The organism is Flavobacterium sp. ZB4R12 (assembly GCF_048276375.1).
Taxonomy (GTDB): domain Bacteria; phylum Bacteroidota; class Bacteroidia; order Flavobacteriales; family Flavobacteriaceae; genus Flavobacterium; species Flavobacterium gawalongense.
The window spans coordinates 88,515-113,531 of sequence record NZ_JBLNKS010000003.1; the positions used below are offsets into that span (position 1 = coordinate 88,515).

Below are 25,017 nucleotides of genomic sequence, written 5' to 3' on the forward strand. Positions count from 1 at the left end.
CAATATGAATAGTGATTTAAATTACACAAAGGCAATAGAATTGCTTCAAAAAGTATCTTCCTCAGAAGGGTTTCTGGCAAGTGCTCAAAATATTTCCAATTACAAAAGAGTCTGGGCACGTGATGGTGTGATTTGTGGATTAGCTGCTTTAGCTTCCGGAGAGGATGATTTGATTGAGACTTTTCGGAAGACATTAGAAACATTGGCTAATAATCAACATTATAATGGAACTATTCCATCAAATGTAATGACGAATGGTGACATTGTTGAAGTGAGTTATGGAGGTTTAGCAGGAAGAGTGGATGCCGTAACTTGGTTTATTATTGGGATTTGCCAATATGCTTTTTATCAAAAGGATTCCACTTTCGTTAAAAAATACGAAAACAATATCTTGAAATGTTTGCAACTTTTGGAAGCTTGGGAATTCAATAATAAAGGACTTTTATACGTTCCGCTTTCAGGAAACTGGGCGGATGAATACATTACCGACGGTTATGTTTTATACGATCAATTGCTTCGAATTTGGGCGTTGAAAAGTTATAATCATTTTGCAAAAGACAATTCGATTGCGGCTAAAATTGAAAAAATAACCGAACAGATCGAAATTAATTTTACTCCAAATTCAATTGGAGAGAAATACCACGAAAGAGCGTACAATGAAGTGAACATTCAAAAATACATGCCTTGTTCTTTTTCGCCTGCAGGATACAAAATACAGTTTGATGCTTTTGCGAATTCGCTGGCTTTGTATTTGAATATTGGCGGTCAAAATTTTCAAAAAAGTATTTTAGAACACGCCATAAATCTTTCAAATGAAAGGCCTTTAAAATTAATTCCCGCTTTTTGGCCACCAATAAAAGAAAGTGATTTAGATTGGAATCTGCTTAGAAATAATTGTAAATACGAATTTAGGAATTATCCAAATGAGTTTCACAATGGCGGAAGCTGGTCTATGGTCAATGGATTTTTCGGATTGGCTTTGCTTTCCAAAGAAAAAGGAAATGAAGCTTCACAACTATTGAATGCCATAAATGAGGCCAATGCTATTGAAAATTTCAGTTTTTACGAAAATTTCAATAGTGAAACCAAAGCGCCAAATGGAGTCCCATTTTGTGCTTGGAGTGGTGCTGCGACAGTGATGTTGCATCAAAGTATACATACAAACTTTAAATTTTTAGTTTAAATTGGAAAAAACAATAGACATAATATGCGCAGGAGAAGTATTGATTGATTTCATTGGCCATGAAGTAAATACTTCGATAAATAGAACGAAAGATTACCACCGTTTTCTGGGTGGCTCACCTACAAATGTAGCGGTGAATGCCACAAGATTGGGATTGAAATCCGTATTAGTAGCCACTTGCGGTCAGGATGGTTTGGGAGAATATATTGTTCGGAAATTAAAATTAAATAATGTAATTACTTCCCAAATCAGAAGATCAGATACGGAACCAACCTCCGTTATTTTTGTGTCGAAATCTACTGGTACGCCAGATTTTATTCCTTACAGAGAAGCAGATTATCAAATAAAACAAAGTCAAATTCCAGAGGAGTTACTGGAAAGTGCCAAGATTTTTCACACCACTTGTTTTGCTTTAAGCAAAAATCCGGCTCGAACAACGATTTTGGAAAGTGCCAAAAAAGCAAAAGCATTGGGATTACAAACGAGTATAGATATTAATTTTTCGGAAAGAATATGGCCTGATAGAGAAGAAGCGAAACAAGTTTTAAGAGAATATTTGTCAACTGATCCTCTTGTCAAACTGAGTGAGGATGATTGCTATAGACTTTTTTCGGAATCCAAAACTGAAGATTTCATCTTTGAATATTTCCATGAATTAGGGGCTTCAACAATTTGTCTGACAAAAGGGAAAGATGGCGTAGTGTTATCTGATAAAAATTTTGGAATGTTTCATCAAAAAGCCACACATATTGAGGATATAAAAGATACAACTGGAGCTGGAGATGCTTTTTGGACCGGTTTTTTATATGCGCAATTATTGCATAAAGATTTTGAAGAAACCATTACGATAGCTCAAAAATTAGCGGTACTGAAACTTCAGAATGTGGGAAGATTACCGGAAGGAATAAATATTCAAGAATATTTAAAAACTGATTATAATTCAAACCGAATCAAATTAACAGATTCTAAGAGCTAGAAAAATGAAAAAAAATGCCGTCAAAATTGCGATGTATCTGAATTATTTTGTGTTTGCAATATTATTAAATAGTGTTGGGATTGTTATACTAAAATCGCAAACAAATTATGGGGTAGATGAATTGCAAGCCAGTGTTTTGGAAGCATTCAAGGATTTGCCTATTGCGATAGTTTCTTTTTTGATAGCGTCATTTTTGCCAAGAATAGGGTACAAAAGAGCCATGTTGATTGGATTGGCATTGGTTTCAGTAGCTTGTGTAAACATGTATTTTGGTAATTCGTTTGATACCGCAAAAATACTTTTTGCAACTGTTGGTGTTTCCTTTGCTTTGATAAAAGTCTCCATTTATTCCCTAATTGGAACAGTTACAGAAAATCAGCAGGAGCATAATAGCTTGATGAGTAGTATTGAAGGGGTTTTTATGATAGGAATTGCGTTGGCTTACTTTTTATTTCCCGCTTTCAATTCAGAAACAAATCCTGATTCATGGTTAAATGTGTATTGGCTGTTGGCTGGAATTTCAGTAGTATCATTTGGATTTTTGTTTTTCACCAAATTTGAAAACCAAACTGAAATTCCCGGAGTTGACTTAGCGGATGATTTCAAACAAATGTTCAAATTATTTGCCAAGTTTCTTACTATCGTTTTTGTAATAAGTGCTTTCTTGTTTGTAATGATTGAGCAAGGGATCATGTCTTGGCTGCCAACTTTTAATAGTAAAGTATTGCATCTTCCTGAGAATATCAGCATCATGATGGCGAGTATATTGGCAATTACTTTAGCTGTTGGAAGACTTTTAGCGGGTGTGATTACTAAAAAAATAAATTGGATTTGGGTACTCAGTTTTTGTATCGTAATGGCTATGTTAATTGTTGTTTTTCTACTTCCAAAAACAGTTGGATTAGAGGTGAAAGAAATCAATTCTCTTAGTGATATTCCATTGATAGGATTTGCATTTCCATTAGTTGGACTTTTTATAGCACCTATTTATCCACTTTTAAATTCGGTTGTTTTAAGCGCTTTGCCCAAAAAAATGCACAGTTCAATGACGGGTTTAATAGTCGTTTTTTCCGCTCTTGGCGGTACAATTGGTTCAAGAATAATTGGTTATCTGTTCAAAAATGAAGGGCCTGAAAATGCATTTTTCTATACTTTAATTCCAATGTCGTTACTGCTTGTTTCATTCTTTATTCTAAAAAAACTTACTTCTAAAATATGAATTTCTTAATTAACATAGACAAGGTATTCCATGAACTACTGCTTCAGGAAGATACCGATAAGGATAAAAAAATCACTAAGGATGATAATGGACCTAAAAAGTTTGCTTTAGTTGATCAAAACACAAAACAAGAAATTGTTATTGAGGGAACGTATCATTTGTCAAACTTGCTTCAAGAATTGGCTTTATTAAAAGAAAATAAAGTGGATAAAGGTGAGATTGATTTAAGTCGTATCCAAGAAAATCCTGTAGAACGAATTTCAAGAAAAATTAGAGATGATTATTGGGATGAACTGACCAGAACTATTGATAAAAAAGGTTTAGAACAAATTCTTAAGGACGAAAAAACTACTAACGAAGTTCCTACTCTTTATGTTTCAGCTAAAGATAAACAGGGTGTTGCCTATTTTCAGGAATTGGAAAAAGAACTTCAAAATTTTAAAGTAGGGATTTTGCCGGAAAATTTTTCGATGGAATATGTGGATACATTAAATACAAAGCCGGGTATTTTGGCTTTAGCCTTAGAGCAAAAAATTTACAGCTTGCAAGGAGTACCTTTTGTAGTTCCCGGCGGAAGATTTAACGAAATGTATGGCTGGGATAGTTATTTTATTGGAGTTGGTTTGATTATAGATAATCAACTGGATAAAGCTATGGCTATTGCCGAAAACTTTAAATATCAAATCATACATTACGGTAAAATTCTAAATGCAAATAGAAGTTATTATTTAACAAGAACGCAGCCACCTTTATATTCTTCATTATTAATTGAAATTGTAAAAAAGAAAGTAGTACCTAGTTTAGAATGGTTGAGAAGTCATTTAGAAACAGTTATTTTGGAATATAATACGGTTTGGATGGTTCAAGGAAACCGATTAACGCCAACGGGTTTAAATCGATACAAAGCCGATGGAGTTGGAATGCCCTTCGAAGTGGAGCCTGGACATTTTGATGATGTTTTAGAGCCGTATGCTAAAAAATACAATTTGCCAATCCGAGAGTTTGAAAAACAATATTTAAACCGAACTCTTGTTGATGCGGAGCTTGACGTCTATTTTGTTCATGATCGTAGCTTGAGAGAAAGTGGTCATGACACAACCGATAGACTTATAAATACGTGTGCCAATTTAAACTCGGTGGATGTCAATAGTTTTCTTTATAAATACGAAAAGGACATTGCGTATTTGATAAAGGAGTATTTTAATAATAATTTCCAAGTTGGAGATGTAACCTATACGTCGGAAGAATGGGACCAGAAAGCACTTTTTAGAAAAGAGAAAATTGATGAATTGTGTTGGAATGAAGAATTAAGCATGTATTTTGATTATGATTTTGTGAATAAGAGACAATTCCCATTTGAAGCAGCAACTACATTTTTTCCTTTATGGGCTGGGTTGTGTAATGAACACCAAGCTAAAAAATTAATAGAAATAGCATTGCCGCAATTTATAAAAACGGGTGGAATTACAGGAAGTACAAAAGCCAGTACTGACAGTTTTTCAAAAGATGCACCACAACGACAATGGGATTATCCATTTGGTTGGGCGCCACATCAAATGTTATTGTGGGAGGGTTTAATTAACTATAAATTTTTCAATAAGGCTCAGGAAATGGTCTACAGATGGCTATGGTTAATCACTAAAAATGCGGTGGAATATAATGGAACTATTCCTGAAAAATTTGATTTAGAAATTAGTTCGCACAAAGTTTTTGCGGAATATGGCAACGTAGGAACTGAATTTGATTATATAGCCAAGGAAGGGTTTGGTTGGGTAAACGCATCGTATCAATATGGTTTGCAAATATTGAGTGATAATTTAAAACAAGAACTAAATAAGCTGACTTCGCCTGATGAATTGTTTTAATGTAAAATAAATAAATAAATTTACCATTTGAATACTATTTTTTTTAACTTTATGGTAAATTAAACTTATCTATTATGACTGTTAATCAAATATTAAGCACAAAAGGAAAGGAAGTTTATTCCATACTTTCCACTAACACTGTATACGAAGCATTGACAGTGATGAGCGAAAAAAACATTGGGGCGATTCTTATCATCGAAGATGGAATTTTAAAAGGAGTTTTGTCTGAGAGAGATTATGCCAGAAAAATTGTTTTGAAGGCCAAATCTTCAAAGAAAGCTTTGGTTCATGAAATTATGGAAACAGATGTAGTTACAGTAAAGCCTTCCGATAATTTAGATTATTGTATGGAATTAATGAGTACTAAAAGAGTGAGACATTTACCTGTTTTAGAAAACGATACAGTTATAGGAATTATTTCTATAAGTGATGTTGTGAAAGCCATAATCGAAATCCAAAAAGATACGATTCAACATTTAAACTCTTACATTACACAATAAAGTTAAATTGTCCAACAAATAAAAATAGCTGCGAATTTTTGCAGCTATTTTTATTTGTATCTGCTGGGACTAGTCTATTTTTTATAAAAGAAGTAGGATAAAAGCTGACTTTTTAAACCAAGTCTTCTATCTTTGCAAACTAGAATAAAATCTAAAAACAATGGACAAAAATAGCAAAAGAAGAGAAGCATTATTATACCACGCAAAGCCAACTCCAGGTAAAATTCAAGTAGTTCCCACTAAGAAATATGCAACACAAAGAGATTTGTCTTTGGCCTATTCTCCAGGTGTGGCTGAACCATGTTTAGAAATTGCAAAAGATGTAAACAATGTTTATAAGTATACAGCAAAAGGGAATTTAGTAGCAGTAATTACGAACGGTACCGCGGTATTAGGACTTGGTGATATTGGTCCTGAAGCATCTAAACCAGTAATGGAAGGTAAAGGATTATTATTTAAGATTTTTGCCGATATTGATGTATTTGACATCGAAATTGGAACTAAAGATATTGAGGAATTTATCCAGACAGTTAAAAATATAGCACCAACTTTTGGTGGAATTAATTTAGAAGATATTAAAGCGCCGGAGTCTTTCGAGATAGAAAGAAGATTAGTGGAAGAATTGAATATTCCAGTAATGCATGATGATCAACATGGAACTGCCATTATATCATCGGCCGCTTTATTGAATGCATTAGAACTGGCTGATAAAAAATCAGAGGATGTAAAAATGGTGGTTTCCGGAGCGGGTTCTGCCGCTCTTGCCTGTGCCGATTTGTATGTTTTGTTAGGAGTAAAAGTTGAAAATATATTGATGTTTAACAGTAAAGGAGTTTTGACGAAAGACAATCCTTCTCTTTCTGCTTTGCAACAAAAATATGCCAAAGACATAAAGCCAATGAGTCTTGAGGAAGCGTTAGTTGGTGCGGATATCTTTTTAGGTCTTTCAACTGGAGGGATTATGTCTCCACAAATGTTGATGGGAATGGCAGAAAATCCAATCGTTTTTGCAATGGCAAATCCAGATCCGGAAATAGATTATAATCTTGCTACTGCAACTCGAAAAGATGTTATCATGGCCACAGGACGTTCTGATTTTCCTAATCAGGTAAATAATGTTCTTGGATTTCCATATATCTTTAGAGGGGCGCTTGATGTTCGTGCAACCAAAATAAATGAAGCTATGAAGATGGCTGCTGTGAAAGCACTAGCTTTATTGACAAAAGAATCCGTTCCTGAACAAGTAAATGTTGCTTATGGAGCAACTAAATTGGTTTTTGGAAAAGAATATATTATTCCTAAACCATTCGATCCAAGATTGATAACTATTGTGGCACCTGCTGTTGCAAAAGCGGCTATGGATTCAGGAGTAGCGTTAAATCCTATCACTGATTGGAAAAAGTATGAAGAGGAACTTTTAGACCGATTGGGGAATGACAACAAGATGGTTCGATTGATTACCAATAGAGCTAAAATGGATCCAAAAAGAATCGTTTTTGCGGAAGCAGATCATTTAGATGTTCTTAAAGCAGCTCAAATTGTATTGGAAGAAGGGATTGGTTTTCCAATTTTATTGGGAAATAAAGAAATTATTTTGGAATTAAAAGAAGAATTAGGTTTTGATGCCGATGTTCAAATTATAGATCCAAAAATTAAAGAAGAGGAGCCTAGAAGAAATAAGTTTGCCAAAACCTATTGGAAATCCAGACAAAGACGTGGGATTTCTTTATTGGATGCTCAGAAATTAATGCGTGAAAGAAACTATTTTGCCGCCATGATGGTCAATGAAGGTGAAGCAGATGCGCTTGTCACAGGACATTCCAGAAGTTACCCATCTGTTGTAAAACCAATGTTGCAACTTATTGAAAAAGCTCATGGCGCTTCTCTAGTTGCCACTACAAATATGATGATGACCAGTCGTGGTCCCATGTTTTTATCGGATACCGCCATAAATATAAATCCTTCTGCAGATGATTTAGCTAAAATTGCTATTATGACTGCAAAAACTGCCAGAATGTTCGGAGTGGAGCCAGTAATTGCGATGATATCGTATTCTAATTTTGGTTCTTCTACAAATGAAAGTGCCGCTAAGGTGAGAGAAGCGGTGGCTTATTTGCATAAAAATCATCCTGATATGGTGATTGACGGAGAAATTCAAGCTGATTTTGCTTTGAATCCAGAGATGTTGAAGGCAAAGTTTCCGTTTTCTAAACTAGCAGGTAAAAAAGTAAATACCTTGATTTTTCCTAATCTGGAATCGGCTAATATTACCTATAAACTTTTGAAAGAATTGAATAAGGTAGATTCAATAGGACCTATCATGTTAGGAATGGGGAAACCAGTTCACATATTTCAACTTGGCGCAAGCGTAGAAGAAATGGTAAATATGGCCGCTATTGCAGTGATTGATGCACAAGAAAAAGAGAAGAAAAAGAATAATGTAAATTAGATAGTTCTTTGACGAAAAGAGCATTTAAACAGATGATTTTAGCAAAATTATGTGCTAATTTTATTATATTTGGTGACATATATTATAAAAAATGATTGCACATATACAGGGGAAATTAGTAGAAAAGACACCAACACAGGTAGTTATTGATTGTGGAGGTGTAGGATATCATGTAAATATATCCTTACATACCTACTCTTTACTCCCCAATGCTGACTTTATAAAATTGTATACGCATCTTCAAATAAAAGAAGATGCGCATACTTTATTTGGTTTTGTAGAAAAATCAGAAAGGGAGATTTTTAAATTATTATTATCAGTTTCTGGTATTGGGGCTAGCATTGCCAGAACTATGTTGTCATCATTAGACCCAAAGCAAATTACAAATGCTATCGCATCAGGGGATGTTGTTACGATTCAATCTATAAAAGGAATTGGTAGCAAAACGGCGCAAAGAGTACTACTTGATTTGAAAGAGAAAGTGTTGAAATTGTATGATTTAGATGAAGTTTCTATGTCGCAAAGCAATACAAATCGAGATGAAGCGTTATCTGCTTTGGAGGTACTAGGTTTTGTTCGAAAAACTTCAGAACGAATCGTAGAAAAAATTGTAAAAGAGGATCCAGATGCTTCTGTTGAATCGATTATTAAGAAAGCTTTAAAGAACTTATAAAAGGTACTCAAAACACAGATTATATGCATAAAATTTGTATTTTTTTGCTAGTCATATTTTGTGGTTTTGTATCGCAAGCTCAGGTAACACCAGCCGTTCAGGATACAATTGTAACTGGTTTCTCTACAGGGAAAGTCCAGTTAAAAGATCCTCAAAGTGTTCTCTCCGCTTACACATATGACCCTGTTACCGATAGGTATATTTATACCAATTCTGTAGATGGGTTTTCTATTAACTATCCTATTATTTTAACTCCAAAAGAGTATGAAAGCTTGGTCTTGAAAGAATCTATGCGAGATTATTTCAAGAAGAAAGTAGATGCCATAGACGGGAAAAAAGAAGGTAGTGAAGCAGCTAAAAAAGATTTATTGCCAAGATATTATGTAAAATCAGGACTTTTCGAGTCCATTTTTGGAAGTAATACCATCGATGTAAAACCAACTGGATCTATAGAACTGGATTTGGGAATGCGCTACACAAAACAAGACAATCCTTCATTCTCACCCAGAAACAGATCTAATCTCTCATTTGATTTTAATCAAAGGATAAGCATGAGTTTGATGGGGAAAGTGGGAACACGACTCAATGTAAATGCTAATTACGATACCCAGTCAACATTTGCTTTTCAAAATCTTATGAAGTTAGAATACGCACCTTCAGAAGATGATATTATTCGAAAAATTGAAGTGGGGAATGTAAGCATGCCTTTGAATAGCTCGCTGATTAGGGGAGCACAGAGTTTATTTGGTGTAAAAACACAATTACAATTTGGTAAAACTACTGTCACAGGTATATTTTCGGAACAAAAATCCCAAACCAAAAGTTTAATTGCTCAAGGAGGCGGAACAATTCAGGACTTCGATATGTATGCGCTGGATTATGATAATGACAGACACTTTTTCTTGTCTCAATATTTTAGAAACAAATATGATGCGTCTTTAAAAAATTATCCTTTTATTGATAGTAGAGTTCAGATTTCAAGATTGGAGATTTGGGTTACCAACAAGCAAAATCGTGTAAATACGACCAATAATAATCTAAGAAATATTATTGCGCTTCAGGATTTAGGGGAGGGGCAATTAACAGGTTTAGCAGATAATGAAGTAGTTGTGTTAGATCCTATACCGGGAGATTTTTTTAAAGATCAAATGAAGGATTATCCATCTGATAATTCAAATAACAGATATGATCCAAAATTAATTGATAATGGAGGTTTGCTGAATAATAATATCCGTGAAATTGTAACTTCAAGTTCAGGTTTTACTGGAGTTACCGTAAATGAAGGACAGGACTATTCTAAATTGGAAAATGCCAGAAAATTGAACCCTAATGAATATACTTTTAATAGTCAATTAGGGTATATTTCATTGCAACAACGACTAGCTAATGATGAGGTTTTAGCCGTTGCGTATCAATATACAATTGGAGATAAAGTGTATCAAGTGGGTGAATTTGGTAATGACGGAGTAGATGCAACCGTTGTAACGGGGACTAATCAATCAAATCAGGCAATTATTACACAGAGTTTGATATTGAAAATGCTGAAAAGCAATTTGACCAATGTCAAAAATCCTGTTTGGAACCTGATGATGAAAAATATTTATCAGATTCCAGGTGCTTATCAAGTGAAACAAGAAGACTTCAGATTTAATATTTTATATACGGATCCATCACCTCTAAATTATATTAATATTGTCGCACCGTTACCACAACCGGAAGATTTGGTAACCAGTACCCCTTTGCTGAAAGTGTTTAATTTGGATAAACTCAATTATAATAATGACCCTCAGGCAGGTGGTGATGGTTTTTTTGATTTTATGCAAGGCTTAACCATAGACGCTCAAAATGGGAGAATTATATTTACCACCAAAGAGCCATTTGGAGAACTCTTGTTTGAAAAATTAAGAAGTGATCAGACTGAGAGATATAATGGCGACCCTATTGCAGATTATAATGAGAACCAAAAGAAATACGTGTTCAGAAACATGTATCGTAACACACAATCTGGTGCGTTACAAGACAGTGAAAAGAATAAATTCTTATTAAGGGGGAAATACAAATCCACGGGTGGTGACGGAATACCAATTGGTGCTTTCAATGTTCCCAGGGGTTCAGTTGTGGTTACAGCTGGAGGTCGGGTTTTAGTAGAAGGAGTCGATTATAGTGTGAATTATCAATTGGGGAGAGTTCAAATTCTCGATCCATCTCTTCAGGCTTCAAATACACCTATTGAAGTTTCTTTAGAAAACAATTCTATTTTTGGTCAGCAAACCAGAAGGTTTATGGGTGTAAATGTAGAACATAAAATTTCTGATAATTTTTTGGTTGGAGCGACTTTTTTAAAAATGACTGAAAGACCATTTACCCAAAAATCCAGTTTTGGTCAGGAATCTGTAAATAATACTATTTTTGGATTTAATTCCAATTTTTCTACTGAAGTTCCCTTCTTAACCCGATTAGTAAATAAATTGCCTAATCTAGATACTGATGTGCCTTCTAATCTTTCAGTAAGAGGAGAAATTGCATTTTTGAAACCGGATTCTCCAAAAGCAGATCGTTTTGAAGGGGAATCAACTATATACGTAGATGATTTTGAAGGTTCACAATCGACCATCGACATGCGTTCTCCGTATTCTTGGAGTTTGTCATCGACTCCGGAGAAAAATGCCAGAAGCACTTATGATTTTAATGCCAGTGCTAACGATTTGAGTTATGGTTTTAAAAGAGCCAAGTTGGCATGGTACTCCATAGATCCTGTATTTTATACTCAAAAACCATCTGGAATTTCAAATGAAGAATTATCTTTCAATACTACCAGAAGAATTTTCAGCGAAGAATTATATCCCTTAACGGATATTGCACAAGGACAATCTCAAGTTGTTAATACATTGGATTTAAGTTATTATCCTTCTGATAGAGGTCCGTATAATAATAGTTTGAATGTGTTTACAAACCCGACAGATAATTTTGGAGGGATTATGAGATCTTTAAATTCTACTAATTTCGAACAAGGAAATGTAGAATATATTCAATTTTGGATATTAGATCCTTATGTTGGAAGCGGTGAAATACCCCAATCCAACACAGGTAAAATTTACTTCAATTTAGGTGAAGTGTCTGAAGATGTTTTGAAAGATGGTAGAAAACAATATGAAAATGGACTTGGTCCGGATCAAATACTGGCAAATCCACAGTCGATATGGGGAGATGTACCCGCATCACAATCCTTAATTTATGCTTTTGATACCAATGCAGATAATAGAACCAATCAGGATGTAGGTTTAGATGGTTTGGCTAATGCCAAAGAAGGTGCGATTTACAGTAATTTTGCGTCTGAATCGGATCCAGCGGCAGATGATTATACCTATTATTTGAATGCTTCAGGAAATGTTTTGGACCGATATAAAATGTACAATGGTATAGATGGAAATTCTGCCGTTGATATTAATGATCCCAATAGAGGGGCTTCTACCGTTCCTGATGTGGAAGATATTAATAGAGATAATACTATGAATACGATCAATGCGTATTATGAATACAGTATTGATGTTAAACCTAATATGAGTATTGGACAAAATTACATTACTGATATAAGAAGTACTCAAGTCACATTGGCAAACGGGGCGATTACTGACGCTAGATGGATTCAGTTTAAAATACCTGTTTCGCAACCCGAAAATACTATTGGAAATATTTCCGATTTTAGATCAATTCGTTTCATGAGAATGTTTATGACGGGTTTTAATGATCAGGTAACGGTTCGTTTTGGAGCTTTAGATTTAGTAAGAGGAGAATGGAGAAGATATGCCAATACACTTGATTTTAATGATACAAATATTGCTGATGACAAAACTACTTTAGATGTATTAGCAGTAAATGTTCAGGAAAATAATGAGAGATGTCCTGTGAATTATATCACTCCACCAGGAGTGGTTAGGGAACAATTGTATAACAATAATACCGTTATTAATCAGAATGAACAATCGCTTTCTTTAAGAGTATCAGGAGACGGATTGGAACCGGAAGATTCAAGAGCTGTTTTTAAAAATGTGAATATAGACATGCGTCAGTTCAAAAAATTAAAAATGTTCTTACACGCGGAATCTTTGCCAAATGAGATTGCGCTTCGTGATAATCAAATGGTAGGTTTTATTCGTTTTGGAAATGATTTTACACAAAATTTTTATCAAATAGAGATTCCCTTAAAAGTTACTGTTCCTTCTTCTGGATCTAGTTCTGATTGTGCTGCTTTAAGTGCCGAAGCTGTTTGGCCTGAAGATAATGAAATAGATTTGTCATTGGCATTATTGACCAAATTGAAGATTCTGGCTATGAGCATTGATCCAAGTACACTTCCACTGGATGGAATTTATTATCAAAATGAAGAAGAGCTTGATCCGTCTTTGGCAAACAAAAATAATAAGTTGAGATTAGGTATAAAAGGAAATCCTAATTTTGGTTTAGCACGAACATTAATGGTTGGTGTAAAAAGTAATGAAACCCATCAAGACATTAAAGGTGAAGTATGGTTCAATGAGCTACGTTTAGCTGATATGGATAATCAGGGCGGGATGGCAGCCGTGTTGAATGTAGATTCGAATTTCGCTGATTTTGCCACGGTTTCTGCCACAGGTAAAAAAAGTACGATTGGTTTTGGAGCATTAGAAGAAGGTCCAAATGAAAGAAATCGTGAGGACACTAAACAATATAATATAGTAACTAATGTCAATTTAGGGAAATTATTGCCTCCAAAATGGGGGGTTAATTTACCGTTCAATTATGCCATTGGTGAAGAAACAATTACTCCGGAATATGACCCTTTTAATCAAGACATCAAATTAAAACAGTTATTGGATAATACGACTGACCAAGCCGAAAAAGATAATATTGAAAGGAGAGCGATTGATTATACGAAACGTCAAAGCATCAATTTTATCGGGGTTAGAAAAGAAAGAAGTCCAGAGCAAAAACAACGTGTTTATGATCCGGAAAATTTCACTTTTTCGCAGTCTTTTAATCAGGTAGAACGTCATGATTTTGAAATAGAGGATTATGTAGATCAACAGGCAAATTCATCTGTTGATTATGCGTATAGTTTTCAGCCAAAACCTGTCGAGCCGTTCAAGAAAACAGCTTTCATGAAGAAAAGTGATTATTGGAAATTACTGAGTGATTTCAACTTTAATTATCTGCCTTCCAATATTTCTTTTAATGCCAATATTATCAGACAGTACAACCGTCAGCAATTTAGACAAGTTGATGTGGAAGGAATAGGTCTTGATCCATTATACAGAAGAAATTTTGCGTTTAATTACCAGTATGGGTTTAATTATAATTTGACAAAATCGTTAAAATTAAATTATACAGCTTCTTCCAGTAATATTGTGAAAAGCTATTTGAACGAAAACAATGAACCTATTGATAGTTTCACAATATGGGATAGTTATTGGGATATGGGAGATCCTAATCAACACATGCAGCAATTGGTTGTGAATTATGAAATACCCATTAATAAAATTCCGCTGTTTAGTTTTATAAAAGCGAATTATTCTTATACAGGTGATTACAGCTGGCAACGTGCGTCTAATGCATTGTCTCAAATAGAAATTGAAGGGAATAGCTATAATTTAGGGAATACTGTTCAAAATGCAAGCTCAAATAATTTGAATGCAACATTTAATATGGATGCACTTTATAAGTATTTGGGGCTAACAAAAAACACAAACAAATCTGCACCTAAACCTAAGGCACCCGCTCCAAAACCTGGGGAAAAAGTTGTGAATACTAATACACAACAAATTGTAAAAAGCAATGAATTTGTAGATGGGTTGAGAGGTATTTTAACCAGCATTAAGAATGTCCAAATGAATTACACTGAAAATAGTGGTACAATTTTGCCAGGATATACACCGGGTGTAGGATTCTTGGGTTCATCAAGACCTTCTTTAGGATTTATTTTTGGAAGCCAAGATGACGTTCGATATGAAGCGGCTAAGAACGGATGGCTTACCAATTATCCTGATTTTAATCAAAATTACTCACAAGTTACCAATAGGTTATTTAAAGCTACAGCTAATGTGGATTTGTTACCTGATTTAAAAATTGATTTGTCATTGGACAGAGCCTATTCCAAAAATTTTTCTGAGCAATATGATGTTACTAATGGGGAATATAATCCACGATCTCCATACAGTTATGGTCTTTTCTCAATTTCTACAGTTTTAATTAAAACATCTTTCTCAACAAGTGATGAAAATGAATCTGTTGCTTTTGAGGATTTTAGAAATAATAGACTTGCAGTTGCTAATCGATTGGCAACACAACGCGGGATAGATATCAACAATCCTGCAAATCTTGATGCTGAAGGTTATCCTTTAGGTTATGGTAAAAATAACCAAGCGGTATTGCTGCCTGCTTTTTTAGCAGCTTATTCAGGAACTAATGCATCGGATGTTTCACTTGGAATTTTTAGAAATTTTCCAATACCAAACTGGGCTGTAAAATATAATGGATTGATGCGTTATGCTTTTTTCAAAAAGAATTTCAAACGCTTTTCCATGCAACACAATTATAGAGCTTCCTATACGATTAATGCGTTTAGGTCTAATTTTGAATATGATAAAACACCAAACGGCGTGGATGCAAGCGGTAATTTTTTCAACAGAACGATTATGTCAAACATCAATTTAGTGGAGCAATTCAGTCCGCTTATAAGAATGGATTTCGAATTAAAAAGTTCATTAAAAGTGCTTACCGAAATAAAGAAAGACAGAGCGTTATCGATGAGTTTTGACAATAATTTATTGACGGAAGTAAAAGGAATCGAATATGTTGTAGGACTCGGTTACCGATTTAAAGATGTGATTTTCTCTTCTAGATTGGCGGATAATCCAACAGGAATTATAAAAAGTGACATTAACTTGAAGGGAGATCTTTCGTATCGAAATAATCAAACGATTGTTCGGTATTTAGATTATGATAACAATCAGTTGGCGGGAGGACAAAATATTTGGTCTTTAAAAATTACTGCGGATTATGCATTCAGTAAAAATTTGACAGCAATTTTCTATTATGATCATTCATTTTCGAAAGCGGTAATATCAACTTCTTTTCCTTTAACAAATATTAGATCTGGATTTACGCTACGTTATAATTTTGGGAATTAATTTTTTTAAAATCTAAACAAGATTTGAATTGAGATTGTTACATTTGTCACCTAAAATTCAATTATCAATTAATAATTATCAATTAGTATTTATATGAACATACCAGCAAATTTAAAGTACACTAAAGATCACGAATGGGTTAGTATTGAAGGCGATATCGCAACAGTAGGAATTACTGATTTTGCACAAAAAGAATTAGGGGATATCGTGTATGTTGAGGTGGAAACTTTAGACCAGACTTTAGAAAAAGATGAAGTTTTTGGAACTGTTGAAGCGGTTAAAACTGTTTCTGATTTGTTTCTTCCATTGTCAGGTGAGATTGTCGAGTTTAATGATGCATTAGAAAACACACCGGAAAGTGTAAATTCAGACCCTTATGGAGCGGGATGGATGATAAAAATAAAGATTGCAAACGAAGCTGAAATAGATTCGTTGCTTTCGAGTGAATCTTACAAAGAGCTTATTGGTGCATAAACAATTCTATTTTTGGGCAGCTTTATCTTGGACAGGATTAATAGTCTTTTTTTGTTTAATTAAATCAAGCGATATTCCTGCTATTCAGATTACGAATTTAGATAAAGTTGTTCATTCCTCTTTTCATTTGGTGTTTACATCGCTTTGGTTTTTATTTTTTAAGAAGCAAATGAATAGTTCAGATGTCTTTAAGCCTTTGATAATATCATTTATGTTTTCCATTTTTTTTGGAATAGCAATTGAAATAGCACAAGCATTATTTACTACAACTAGAAAAGGAGATTTGTTTGATGTTTTAGCAAATTTATCTGGAGCGATTCTCGCTGTTTGTATAATTTTGTTTCTTAATAAATACACTAGCTTAAATAAAGCATGATACAGATTATGGTCCCACTTCGGTGGGATTTTTTATATATAAAAAATGATTTTATTTTTTTTACATTCAAGAATTTATAAAATAAGATTGCATCTTTACGAAGTAGTTATTAATAGTAATTTAAATGTGAATTTAAAATGTATTTTTGCTAATTGGACTTTAATGGTATCATAAAATCACAAGAAAAATGAATATTAAGCAATATTTAGATTCTACTTATTTAAAAACAGCAACACAAGCAGGTCTAAGTGAAGCTGACAATATTATTGTTACTAAAAAATTCATTCAGGAAGCCATCGATGAGCATTTTAAACTTATTATGATTCGGTCTGACATGGTTTCTACAGCAAAAAAAATGATTGTTGATGCCAATTCGAATTTACAAATAGGGACAGTGATTGATTTTCCTGAAGGGAAGTCTAGTGTAGATGAAAAAATTGCTGAAGCAATTCAAGCGATTGAAGACGGAGCTGATGATTTGGATTTCGTTTGTAATTACGAAGCATTCAAAAACGGGGATGTTGATTTGGTTAAAGATGAAGTGCTAAAATGCACGCTATTAGGACTTGAAAATAATAAGGTTGTAAAATGGATTATTGAAGTGGCAGCACTCGATGATAAACAGATTATACAATTGTCTGCTTTGATAAAAAACAGTGTTATTTCAAATTTCACCGAAGAATCGTACCAGTCGGTTTTTGTAAAGTCATCAACAGGGTTTTATAAAACAGAGGATAATTTACCAAATGGCGCTACTATTCCAACCATTATTATGATGTTGGAAAATGCTTCGCCACTTCCGGTAAAAGCAGCTGGAGGAGTAAGGACTTATGAAGAAGCTGTGGAGATGATTCGATTGGGTGTAAAACGTATTGGAACTTCGGGAGCAAAAGCAATTGCGAATGGGCAAAATTCACAAACTGATTACTAAATTCACAAAGAAAACAGCATGAAAAAAGGTTTGTCAACGTTACTTTTATCATTTTATTCATTTTTTATTTATTCGCAAGGAATAAATAATAGTACAGTACAATCGGGTATGTCAGCCGAACGATTTCCTGTTTTTTTGAATTGTGAAAACTTACAATCTAAAGAATTAGAAAATTGTTTTTATTATCAAGTGCAAAATTTTGTATTTCAAAATTTTGAAGTTCCTGAAAACCTTAAGCAAAACAACTTCAAAGGAAGTGTAGAGGTGCTTTTTGAAGTAGATAGTAATGGTGTTTTCAAAGTGATTTATGTAAATGCCATCGATGAGGATTTATTAAAAGAAACTAAACGAGTTTTTGGTGTTTTCCCTAAAATTAAACCAGCAACTTATAATGGGAAACCAACGTATTCTAAATACACAATTGCAATTGCTATTCCATTGAAAAGTCCGGAGCAATTGGCTTCGGAAGCCAATGCTCGAGCAGAAATTTTGCCAAATGAAACAAAACAGCTTACGGAATTAGATAGTATAGTCTATAAAAAGTTCAACAATCCGCAGTTTGAAAGTCATTTGAATATTCCTTTTTCGCACAGTTACTATGCTCAGTTTGACGCTTCTTTAAATCAAGTGGGCAGCAACAATCATACGGCATCAAAACCGTATACTTATGTAGAAGTTTCAAAGTATTACGACCTTAAAGCTGTAAATGATAAACTTAAGAAGCATGTTTCCGGCTGGTGGACCAGAAAATTATGGAATGAAAATACGGTTGAAATTCAAGGTGATGGATATTGGTTTACTTTGAATCCTATATTGGATTTACAAGTTGGTAAAGCATCTCAAACGGAAGCAAATTACACTTATATAAATACGCGTGCAATCAATTTTCGTGGTGGATTAGGAAAGCAGCTTAATTTTACGACTACAGTTTTTGAAAGTCAGGGAAGATTTGCGGATTATTTTAATCGTTATGCAGAATCGATAAAGCCTGCAGGTGGAAATCCTGCGATTATTCCGGGTATGGGAATTGCCAAAGATTTTAAAACGGATGGGTATGATTTCCCTTTGGCGGAAGCTAATATAACTTTTGCACCTAGTAAATACGTCGATTTACAATTGGGTTATGGAAGAAATTTTATTGGGGATGGATACCGTTCTTTATTAGAAAGTGATGGGGCTAGTCCGTATCCCTATTTTAAATTGAATACTAATTTTTGGAAAATAAAATATACCAATACTTACATGTGGCTGAAAGATGTTCGACCTGAGGTTACACTCGAAAGAACCTATGCTACAAAGTTTATGGCAAACCATTATTTGAGCTGGAATGTGTCAAATAAATTGAATCTTGGTTTCTTTGAATCGGTAATTTGGACTAATACGAATGATAGAGGATTTGATGTGAGTTTTGTAAATCCAATTATTTTTTATCGTTCGGTTGAATTTGCTTCTTCTGCAAGAACTGGAAATGCGGTTTTAGGCTTGGCGTATAAATACAAATGGAATAATCAGATAAACCTATACGGACAATTTATACTTGATGAATTTTCTCTTGGAGACATTAAAGAAAGGGATAATAGTTGGAAAAATAAATATGGTTATCAGTTAGGAGTTAAGTATTACAATGCTTTCAAAGTGGATAATTTAGTATTGCAGTTAGAATATAATCATGTGCGTCCTTATGTATATTCTCATAGTGTTCCCATCACAAATTACGGTCATAACAACCAAAGTATAGGGCATCAATGGGGAGGAAATTTCAAGGAGTTCATCGCGATAGCCCGTTATCATAAAGACAGGTATTTTGCTGATGCAAAAATAACTGTGGGTACTCGTGGATTGGATTTTGATACTACAGAAGACAGTTTTAACTATGGAGGGAATATTTATAAGGATTATGATGAAAAGAGAGCGTTAAACAGCGGTGTAAAAGTAGGTCAAGGAAATAAAACGGCTGTTTTTATTACAGATATACAGGCAGGATATTTGATAAATCCAGCAACCAATCTAAAACTTTTCGGAAGCTATATTTATAGAAATTTTGATCCAACAAAGAACACGGCAACTACTTTTACAGAAAGCACTAATTGGTTTACTTTAGGAATACGTTCCGATGTTTTTAACTGGTATTTTGATTATTAGCATCAGTTTTATTTCTAAAAGAACTTTCTTATGAATTGTTTTTTGACAAATACAAAGTAAAGGCAGATTTGCAATCTAAAGACCCACAAAGTTGAGCCAAACATAATCAAACAAAAAAGCAACTCGTAAAAAGAGTTGCTTTTGTTGTTTAGTAATAATGGTCTTTTAGGGAATAAACTTTTAGAATATTGTTTTCAATTTGATAAACGTAACGGTGTTCTTCGGTAATTCTGCGAGACCATTTGCCGGAAAGATGAAATTTTAAAGCTTCGGGCTTTCCGATTCCTTTTTCAGGGTTTCGCAAAATAGCTTCCGTAAGTTTGGCAATCTTTTTTAAATTTTGTTTGTTACCTGTTTTAATCCAAAAGGCTAAATCTTCTTGGGCTTTCGGCAGATGGACTATTTCCATAGACTGTTCAATTCTTCCATTGTCACCTTTTTGCCTTTTCCAGCTTTGTAATCGATGTCTCCTTGTATAATTTTTTCGACAAACTCAGGATTATAGGGTTTTTCTTTAGAAATTTCAAACTTGATTTTTAAAGCTTTCATAATGGCTTTTATGGCTTCAATTTGTGAAGCATCTTCAGTATATGCCGTGATATTAATTGTTTGCATAATTTCAAATTTTAAGATGCATAAACTTATTTTACAATACAAAGATAAACAAAAGCCGTGGTTTTTTTGCACATTATTTTTATTTGCCAAATCCCTTTTGATAAGTTACTTTTGCAAAAGTTTTTACAGAGCAAATAAACAGTAGCATTGGACGCAACACAAAATACCCTTTCATTAAAATCTATTTACATTGATTTCCGCGAAATAACCAAAGCGCGCCTCGCTGTTAGCGTTGTGTTTTCGTCTGTTGCGGGTTTTATGCTTGGGATTTATGATATTCATTCTTTTAGTTGGATGACATTGTTGAAACTAGCGATTGGGGGGTATTGTATGGTGGGTGCTTCTAATGCTTTTAATCAGGTTATCGAAAAAGATTTAGATGCTTTGATGGATCGAACGAAAAATCGTCCCGTTCCAGCAGGTAGAATGTCTCGAAGTACGGCTTTGATTATCGCAAGTCTTCTTACCATTATTGGGATCGTCTTGCTTTATACGATTAACCCAAAAACGGCGATGTTTGGTGCGATTTCAATATTTCTTTATACGAGTGTTTACACACCTTTAAAAACCATGACATCCTTGTCTGTTTTTGTAGGTGCCTTTCCGGGAGCAATCCCTTTTATGTTAGGTTGGGTTGCGGCAACAGGAGAGTTTGGGATAGAGGCAGGGACGTTGTTTTTGATACAGTTTTTTTGGCAATTCCCTCATTTTTGGGCTATTGGATGGTTTTTGTATGAAGATTATGAAAAAGCTGGTTTCTTTATGTTGCCTACCGGAAAAAAAGATAAAGGAACAGCTTTACAAATTATTTTATATACAGTTTGGCTTATTATAGCTTCGCTGATACCGGTTTTGGGTTATACAGGTCGTTTATATATTACCCCGGTAACAGCAATAGTTGTGTTTTTGCTAGGTGTTTGGATGCTTTATTATGCAGTGCAATTATACAAATTAAGAACCGCAAAAGCAGCAAGAACCTTGATGCTGGTAAGCGTTTCTTATATTACATTGTTGCAATTAGTTTATATATTTGATAAATTTTTAAGATAGTTATGGAAATGACAATGACAACAGACGAACATGAATCTAGAACAGCGCGATCATATAAATTGATATTGCTGTTTGCCATGGCCAGTATGACCATGATGTTTGCAGGACTTACAAGTGCATTCGTAGTAAGTAAATCCAGAGCCGATTGGTTAAAGGATTTTCAATTACCGACAGCATTTTATTATAGTACTTTAGCAATCATAGGATGCAGTGTGACGTTTCATTTGGCTAAAAAAGCCATTCAAAAAAACAATCAAAATGCAACTACTAAATTTCTTTTTGCTACTTTAGCATTGGGAATATTGTTTATAATTTTGCAATTTGTAGGTTTTGGACAAATAGTGGAAAATGGCTATTATTTCACAGGAAGCGGAAGCTCAATCACGACTACTTTTTTATACGTTGTAACGGTTGTGCACATGATTCACCTTGCTGGGGGCGTAATTTCACTTCTAATTGTAATTTATAATCATTTTAAACAAAAATACAATTCAACTCAAACCCTTGGAATTGAACTAGGTGCGATGTACTGGCACTTTCTTGATATATTATGGGTTTATTTGTTTTTGTTTTTATATTTCTTTAAATAAGAAAAAAACGTAAATTTGGGAACTTTTTAACGAATAACTTTTATGGAAGCGACAGTTACTACTGCAAATAGTGAAGAAAAAACTTGGGGAGGCGGCAATGAGCCAATGGGAGCAAGTTATGGCAAATTGATGATGTGGTTTTTTATCGTATCAGATGCCTTAACGTTCTCTGGATTTCTAGCGGCGTATGGTTTTTCTAGATTTAAATTTATTGAAACATGGCCTTTGGCCGATGAAGTGTTTACTCACTTTCCATTTATGCATGGCGTGTCCGCTCCAATGTATTATGTGGCATTAATGACTTTTATTTTGATTTTTTCATCTGTAACAATGGTTTTGGCTGTTGATGCAGGTCATCAAATGAAAAAAAATAAAGTTGTTATTTATATGTTTTTAACCATTATCGGAGGTTTGATTTTCGTAGGATCTCAAGCTTGGGAATGGAAAAATTTCATAAAAGGTGAATATGGTGCAATTGAAACAAAAGGAGGTAGTTTACTTCAGTTTGTTGATAAGGAAGGACACCGAGTGGCTCTTGCTGATTTTGCGGCTACTTTGCCGGAAGAAAGAGAACAATTGACTCGAAATAAAGGGAAATGGTTTATGAATGAGTCTAGTTTGCCTTCTTATTCTGTAGCCGAAGTTCAGGCAGGTTTCAAAGCTCATCCTGATCTTTTGATCAGAACTGAGGTGATAACGAAAGAAAAACATAAAACAATTCTTTCTAGAGAAGAATCTGAATTGAGGTTAAGCCAAGCCAGCTATGTAGTGGAAGGTGCGAACTTAACCAGAAACGAATACGGAAGTAAATTATTCGCAGATTTCTTTTTCTTTATAACAGGATTCCACGGTTTTCACGTATTTTCAGGAGTAATAATAAATATTATTATATTTTTTAATGTATTAATTGGAACTTACGAAAAAAGAAAAAGCTATGAAATGGTAGAAAAAGTGGGGCTTTACTGGCACTTTGTCGATTTAGTTTGGGTATTTGTATTTACAGTTTTCTATCTCGTTTAATTTTCAAAAAAGTAATTATCATGTCACACGAACACGTATCTAATACAGGTAGAATCTGGAAAGTTTTCGGAATATTATCTGCCGTAACAATAATAGAAGTTTATCTTGGTATTTTGAAACCAGATTTTCTCCACATGAACAGTTTTTTAAGTATGAATTTACTTAATTGGATATTTTATGCTCTTACCATTTTTAAGGCATACTATATTGTATGGGCTTTTATGCACATGGAAGGTGAAAAAAGTACTTTAAGAAGTGCAGTTGTTTTTCCCGTAATTTTTCTGATATTATATTTGCTCTTCATTCTTTTGACCGAAGGGAATTATATTTATGAGGTTTTTAAAAATTCTACTATTAAATGGAATTTTTAACAAGATATTAATTCAAAAAAAGGGTACGCATTGCGTACCTTTTTTTTTATTTTTGTACTTTAAATTTTATCATTACAATGAAAAAAAATATTGTTCTATTTGTCCTTTTCATTTTGCCTATAGTTGCTTATCTTTTTTTTGCTTCGGGTGTAAATAGTTTTACAAAATTACCTGTTATAACTCCAAAAACTGCTGATTTTGGTAAATGGAAATCTCTAGACGGAAAAAAAATCAGTTTAGACGGAAAAGTCACTATTCTTGGTTTTTCAGGTACTGAACTTTTGAAAAACAGAGGAAATTTTTTCAATCTAAATCAAAAAATTTATCAAAGGTATCATGACTTCAAAGATTTGCAATTTGTTGTAATTTGCCCTGTCGGAACTGAAAATGATGCTAAAAAAGTGATTGATGCTTTAGCTGCTTTTACCGATGTTTCTCAATGGCATTTTCTTTTCACCTCTCCTCAGGAGATTAATACTTATTATGATCAATTAAAACTGGTAGGGGAACTTGATGGGAATTTAGGTACACCAAACGTATATATAATTGATAAAGAAAGAAATCTTAGAGGAAGAAAACTGGTGAAGGATTATAAAGAAGGTTATAATACGTTTCATCCGGCAGAGTTAAGTAACGAAATGTTAGATGATTTTAAAGTTATTCTTTATGAATATCGTGCTGCTCTTAAAAAAAATAATAATGCCACCAGAAAAATTTAATTTTTAATTTATGCTTAAAAATAAATCATACATAGGAATTTCATTTATTGTATTAATTTTCGGAATTTATGCTGTACCTAAAATAATAGATAAAATTCAAAATAACGAAGTTGTAAGGGGGGATCGACTGGATAAAGTCAATCCGACAACTAAGGGAGATGAGAAATTAGTCAAAATTGGTCCGGCACCAAAATTCGAATTAGTAAACCAGGATAATAAAAAGATAACTAATGAGACTTACAAAGGAAAAGTGTATGTTTTGGAGTTTTTCTTTTCAACGTGCCCGACAATTTGCCCAAAAATGAATGCAAGTATGTTGGCTATTGAAAAGAGTTTTTTTGGGAATCCTAATTTTGGAATTGTTTCTATTACAATAGATCCTTTAAATGACACGCCGGAAGTGTTGAAAAAGCATGCTGCTCTTTTAGGTGTTAAATCTTCAAATTGGAATTTTTTGACCGGAGATAAAGCCTATATTTTTGATTTAGCCAATAAGGGGTTTAACCTTTATGCGGGTGAAAACGCTAAGGTGACGGGGGGGGTTGAGCATTCGGGATTATTTGCCTTAATTGATAAAAATGGTAATATTCGTTGCCGAAAAGATGATTTTGGAAACCCGATTTTATATTACGATGGTTTAGATAAAAAAGGAGTAAGAAACATTCAGCAGGATATCAATATATTATTAGAAGAATAAA

Annotated in this window: 20 protein-coding genes; 18 read left to right on the forward strand and 2 right to left on the reverse strand. The window is 33.8% G+C overall.

Annotated features, from left to right (window positions below; all coding sequences use genetic code 11):
- Positions 1-4 precede the first annotated feature (4 nt).
- The 12 genes from ACNO7W_RS02875 (at position 5) to ACNO7W_RS02930 (ending at position 19,954) form a co-directional block, all read left to right on the forward strand.
- A complete protein-coding gene (locus ACNO7W_RS02875) occupies positions 5-1,183 on the forward strand; it encodes a fructofuranosidase/invertase (RefSeq protein WP_417936950.1) in 1,179 nt (392 codons plus the stop codon).
- A 1-nt stretch (position 1,184) separates the two neighbouring features.
- Positions 1,185-2,159 (forward strand): carbohydrate kinase family protein, encoded by a 975-nt coding sequence (locus tag ACNO7W_RS02880; RefSeq protein ID WP_417936951.1) that lies wholly within the window; start codon positions 1,185-1,187, stop codon positions 2,157-2,159.
- 4 nt (positions 2,160-2,163) lie between these two features.
- Positions 2,164-3,378: an MFS transporter gene (locus tag ACNO7W_RS02885; protein WP_417936952.1), complete on the forward strand. Its 1,215-nt coding sequence runs from the start codon at positions 2,164-2,166 to the stop codon at positions 3,376-3,378.
- Complete coding sequence (locus tag ACNO7W_RS02890) at positions 3,375-5,243, forward strand: trehalase family glycosidase (protein WP_417936953.1); 1,869 nt, start codon at positions 3,375-3,377, stop codon at positions 5,241-5,243. Before ACNO7W_RS02885 ends, ACNO7W_RS02890 begins: the two co-directional genes overlap by 4 nt.
- Before the next feature lie 74 nt (positions 5,244-5,317).
- Positions 5,318-5,743 carry a CBS domain-containing protein gene (locus ACNO7W_RS02895; protein ID WP_417936954.1) on the forward strand — a complete coding sequence of 142 codons (426 nt, stop codon included), beginning with the start codon at positions 5,318-5,320 and terminating at the stop codon, positions 5,741-5,743.
- A 160-nt stretch (positions 5,744-5,903) separates the two neighbouring features.
- The gene (locus ACNO7W_RS02900; RefSeq protein ID WP_417936955.1) at positions 5,904-8,192 is read left to right on the forward strand and encodes an NADP-dependent malic enzyme; all 2,289 of its coding nucleotides are present in this window, start codon (positions 5,904-5,906) and stop codon (positions 8,190-8,192) included.
- A 91-nt stretch (positions 8,193-8,283) separates the two neighbouring features.
- On the forward strand, positions 8,284-8,865 hold the full coding sequence (gene ruvA, locus ACNO7W_RS02905) for a Holliday junction branch migration protein RuvA (RefSeq protein WP_417936956.1): 582 nt from the start codon (positions 8,284-8,286) through the stop codon (positions 8,863-8,865).
- Positions 8,866-8,888: 23 nt separating this feature from the next.
- Positions 8,889-16,031: a cell surface protein SprA gene (sprA, locus tag ACNO7W_RS02910; RefSeq protein WP_417936957.1), complete on the forward strand. Its 7,143-nt coding sequence runs from the start codon at positions 8,889-8,891 to the stop codon at positions 16,029-16,031.
- Between the two features lie 93 nt (positions 16,032-16,124).
- The gene (gene gcvH, locus ACNO7W_RS02915; protein ID WP_039108788.1) at positions 16,125-16,505 is read left to right on the forward strand and encodes a glycine cleavage system protein GcvH; all 381 of its coding nucleotides are present in this window, start codon (positions 16,125-16,127) and stop codon (positions 16,503-16,505) included.
- Entirely contained in the window at positions 16,498-16,881 is a 384-nt protein-coding gene (locus ACNO7W_RS02920) for a VanZ family protein (RefSeq protein ID WP_417936958.1), read from the forward strand. The genes gcvH and ACNO7W_RS02920 overlap by 8 nt, the downstream gene beginning before the upstream one ends.
- A gap of 187 nt (positions 16,882-17,068) precedes the next feature.
- Entirely contained in the window at positions 17,069-17,812 is a 744-nt protein-coding gene (gene deoC / locus ACNO7W_RS02925; protein ID WP_417936959.1) for a deoxyribose-phosphate aldolase, read from the forward strand.
- Positions 17,813-17,830: 18 nt separating this feature from the next.
- On the forward strand, positions 17,831-19,954 hold the full coding sequence (locus ACNO7W_RS02930) for a gliding motility protein RemB (RefSeq protein ID WP_417936960.1): 2,124 nt from the start codon (positions 17,831-17,833) through the stop codon (positions 19,952-19,954).
- A gap of 148 nt (positions 19,955-20,102) precedes the next feature.
- On the opposite strand, the gene ACNO7W_RS02935 is transcribed toward ACNO7W_RS02930, so the two are convergent.
- Complete coding sequence (locus ACNO7W_RS02935) at positions 20,103-20,363, reverse strand: Txe/YoeB family addiction module toxin (RefSeq protein ID WP_417936961.1); 261 nt, start codon at positions 20,361-20,363, stop codon at positions 20,103-20,105.
- Entirely contained in the window at positions 20,354-20,569 is a 216-nt protein-coding gene (locus ACNO7W_RS02940) for a DUF2683 family protein (RefSeq protein ID WP_417936962.1), read from the reverse strand. Before ACNO7W_RS02940 ends, ACNO7W_RS02935 begins: the two co-directional genes overlap by 10 nt.
- A gap of 147 nt (positions 20,570-20,716) precedes the next feature.
- On the opposite strand from ACNO7W_RS02940, the gene cyoE reads away from it, so the two are divergent.
- The 6 genes from cyoE (at position 20,717) to ACNO7W_RS02970 (ending at position 25,016) form a co-directional block, all read left to right on the forward strand.
- Positions 20,717-21,619 (forward strand): heme o synthase, encoded by a 903-nt coding sequence (cyoE, locus tag ACNO7W_RS02945; RefSeq protein WP_417936963.1) that lies wholly within the window; start codon positions 20,717-20,719, stop codon positions 21,617-21,619.
- Between the two features lie 2 nt (positions 21,620-21,621).
- A complete protein-coding gene (locus ACNO7W_RS02950) occupies positions 21,622-22,209 on the forward strand; it encodes a cytochrome c oxidase subunit 3 (RefSeq protein WP_417936964.1) in 588 nt (195 codons plus the stop codon).
- 42 nt (positions 22,210-22,251) lie between these two features.
- Complete coding sequence (locus ACNO7W_RS02955) at positions 22,252-23,229, forward strand: cytochrome c oxidase subunit 3 (protein WP_143385995.1); 978 nt, start codon at positions 22,252-22,254, stop codon at positions 23,227-23,229.
- A 20-nt stretch (positions 23,230-23,249) separates the two neighbouring features.
- Complete coding sequence (locus ACNO7W_RS02960; RefSeq protein WP_143385996.1) at positions 23,250-23,600, forward strand: cytochrome C oxidase subunit IV family protein; 351 nt, start codon at positions 23,250-23,252, stop codon at positions 23,598-23,600.
- A 77-nt stretch (positions 23,601-23,677) separates the two neighbouring features.
- Positions 23,678-24,319, forward strand: a complete 642-nt coding sequence (locus ACNO7W_RS02965; protein ID WP_143385997.1) for a hypothetical protein — start codon at positions 23,678-23,680, stop codon at positions 24,317-24,319.
- A 10-nt stretch (positions 24,320-24,329) separates the two neighbouring features.
- On the forward strand, positions 24,330-25,016 hold the full coding sequence (locus tag ACNO7W_RS02970; RefSeq protein WP_417936965.1) for an SCO family protein: 687 nt from the start codon (positions 24,330-24,332) through the stop codon (positions 25,014-25,016).
- Position 25,017 lies beyond the last annotated feature (1 nt).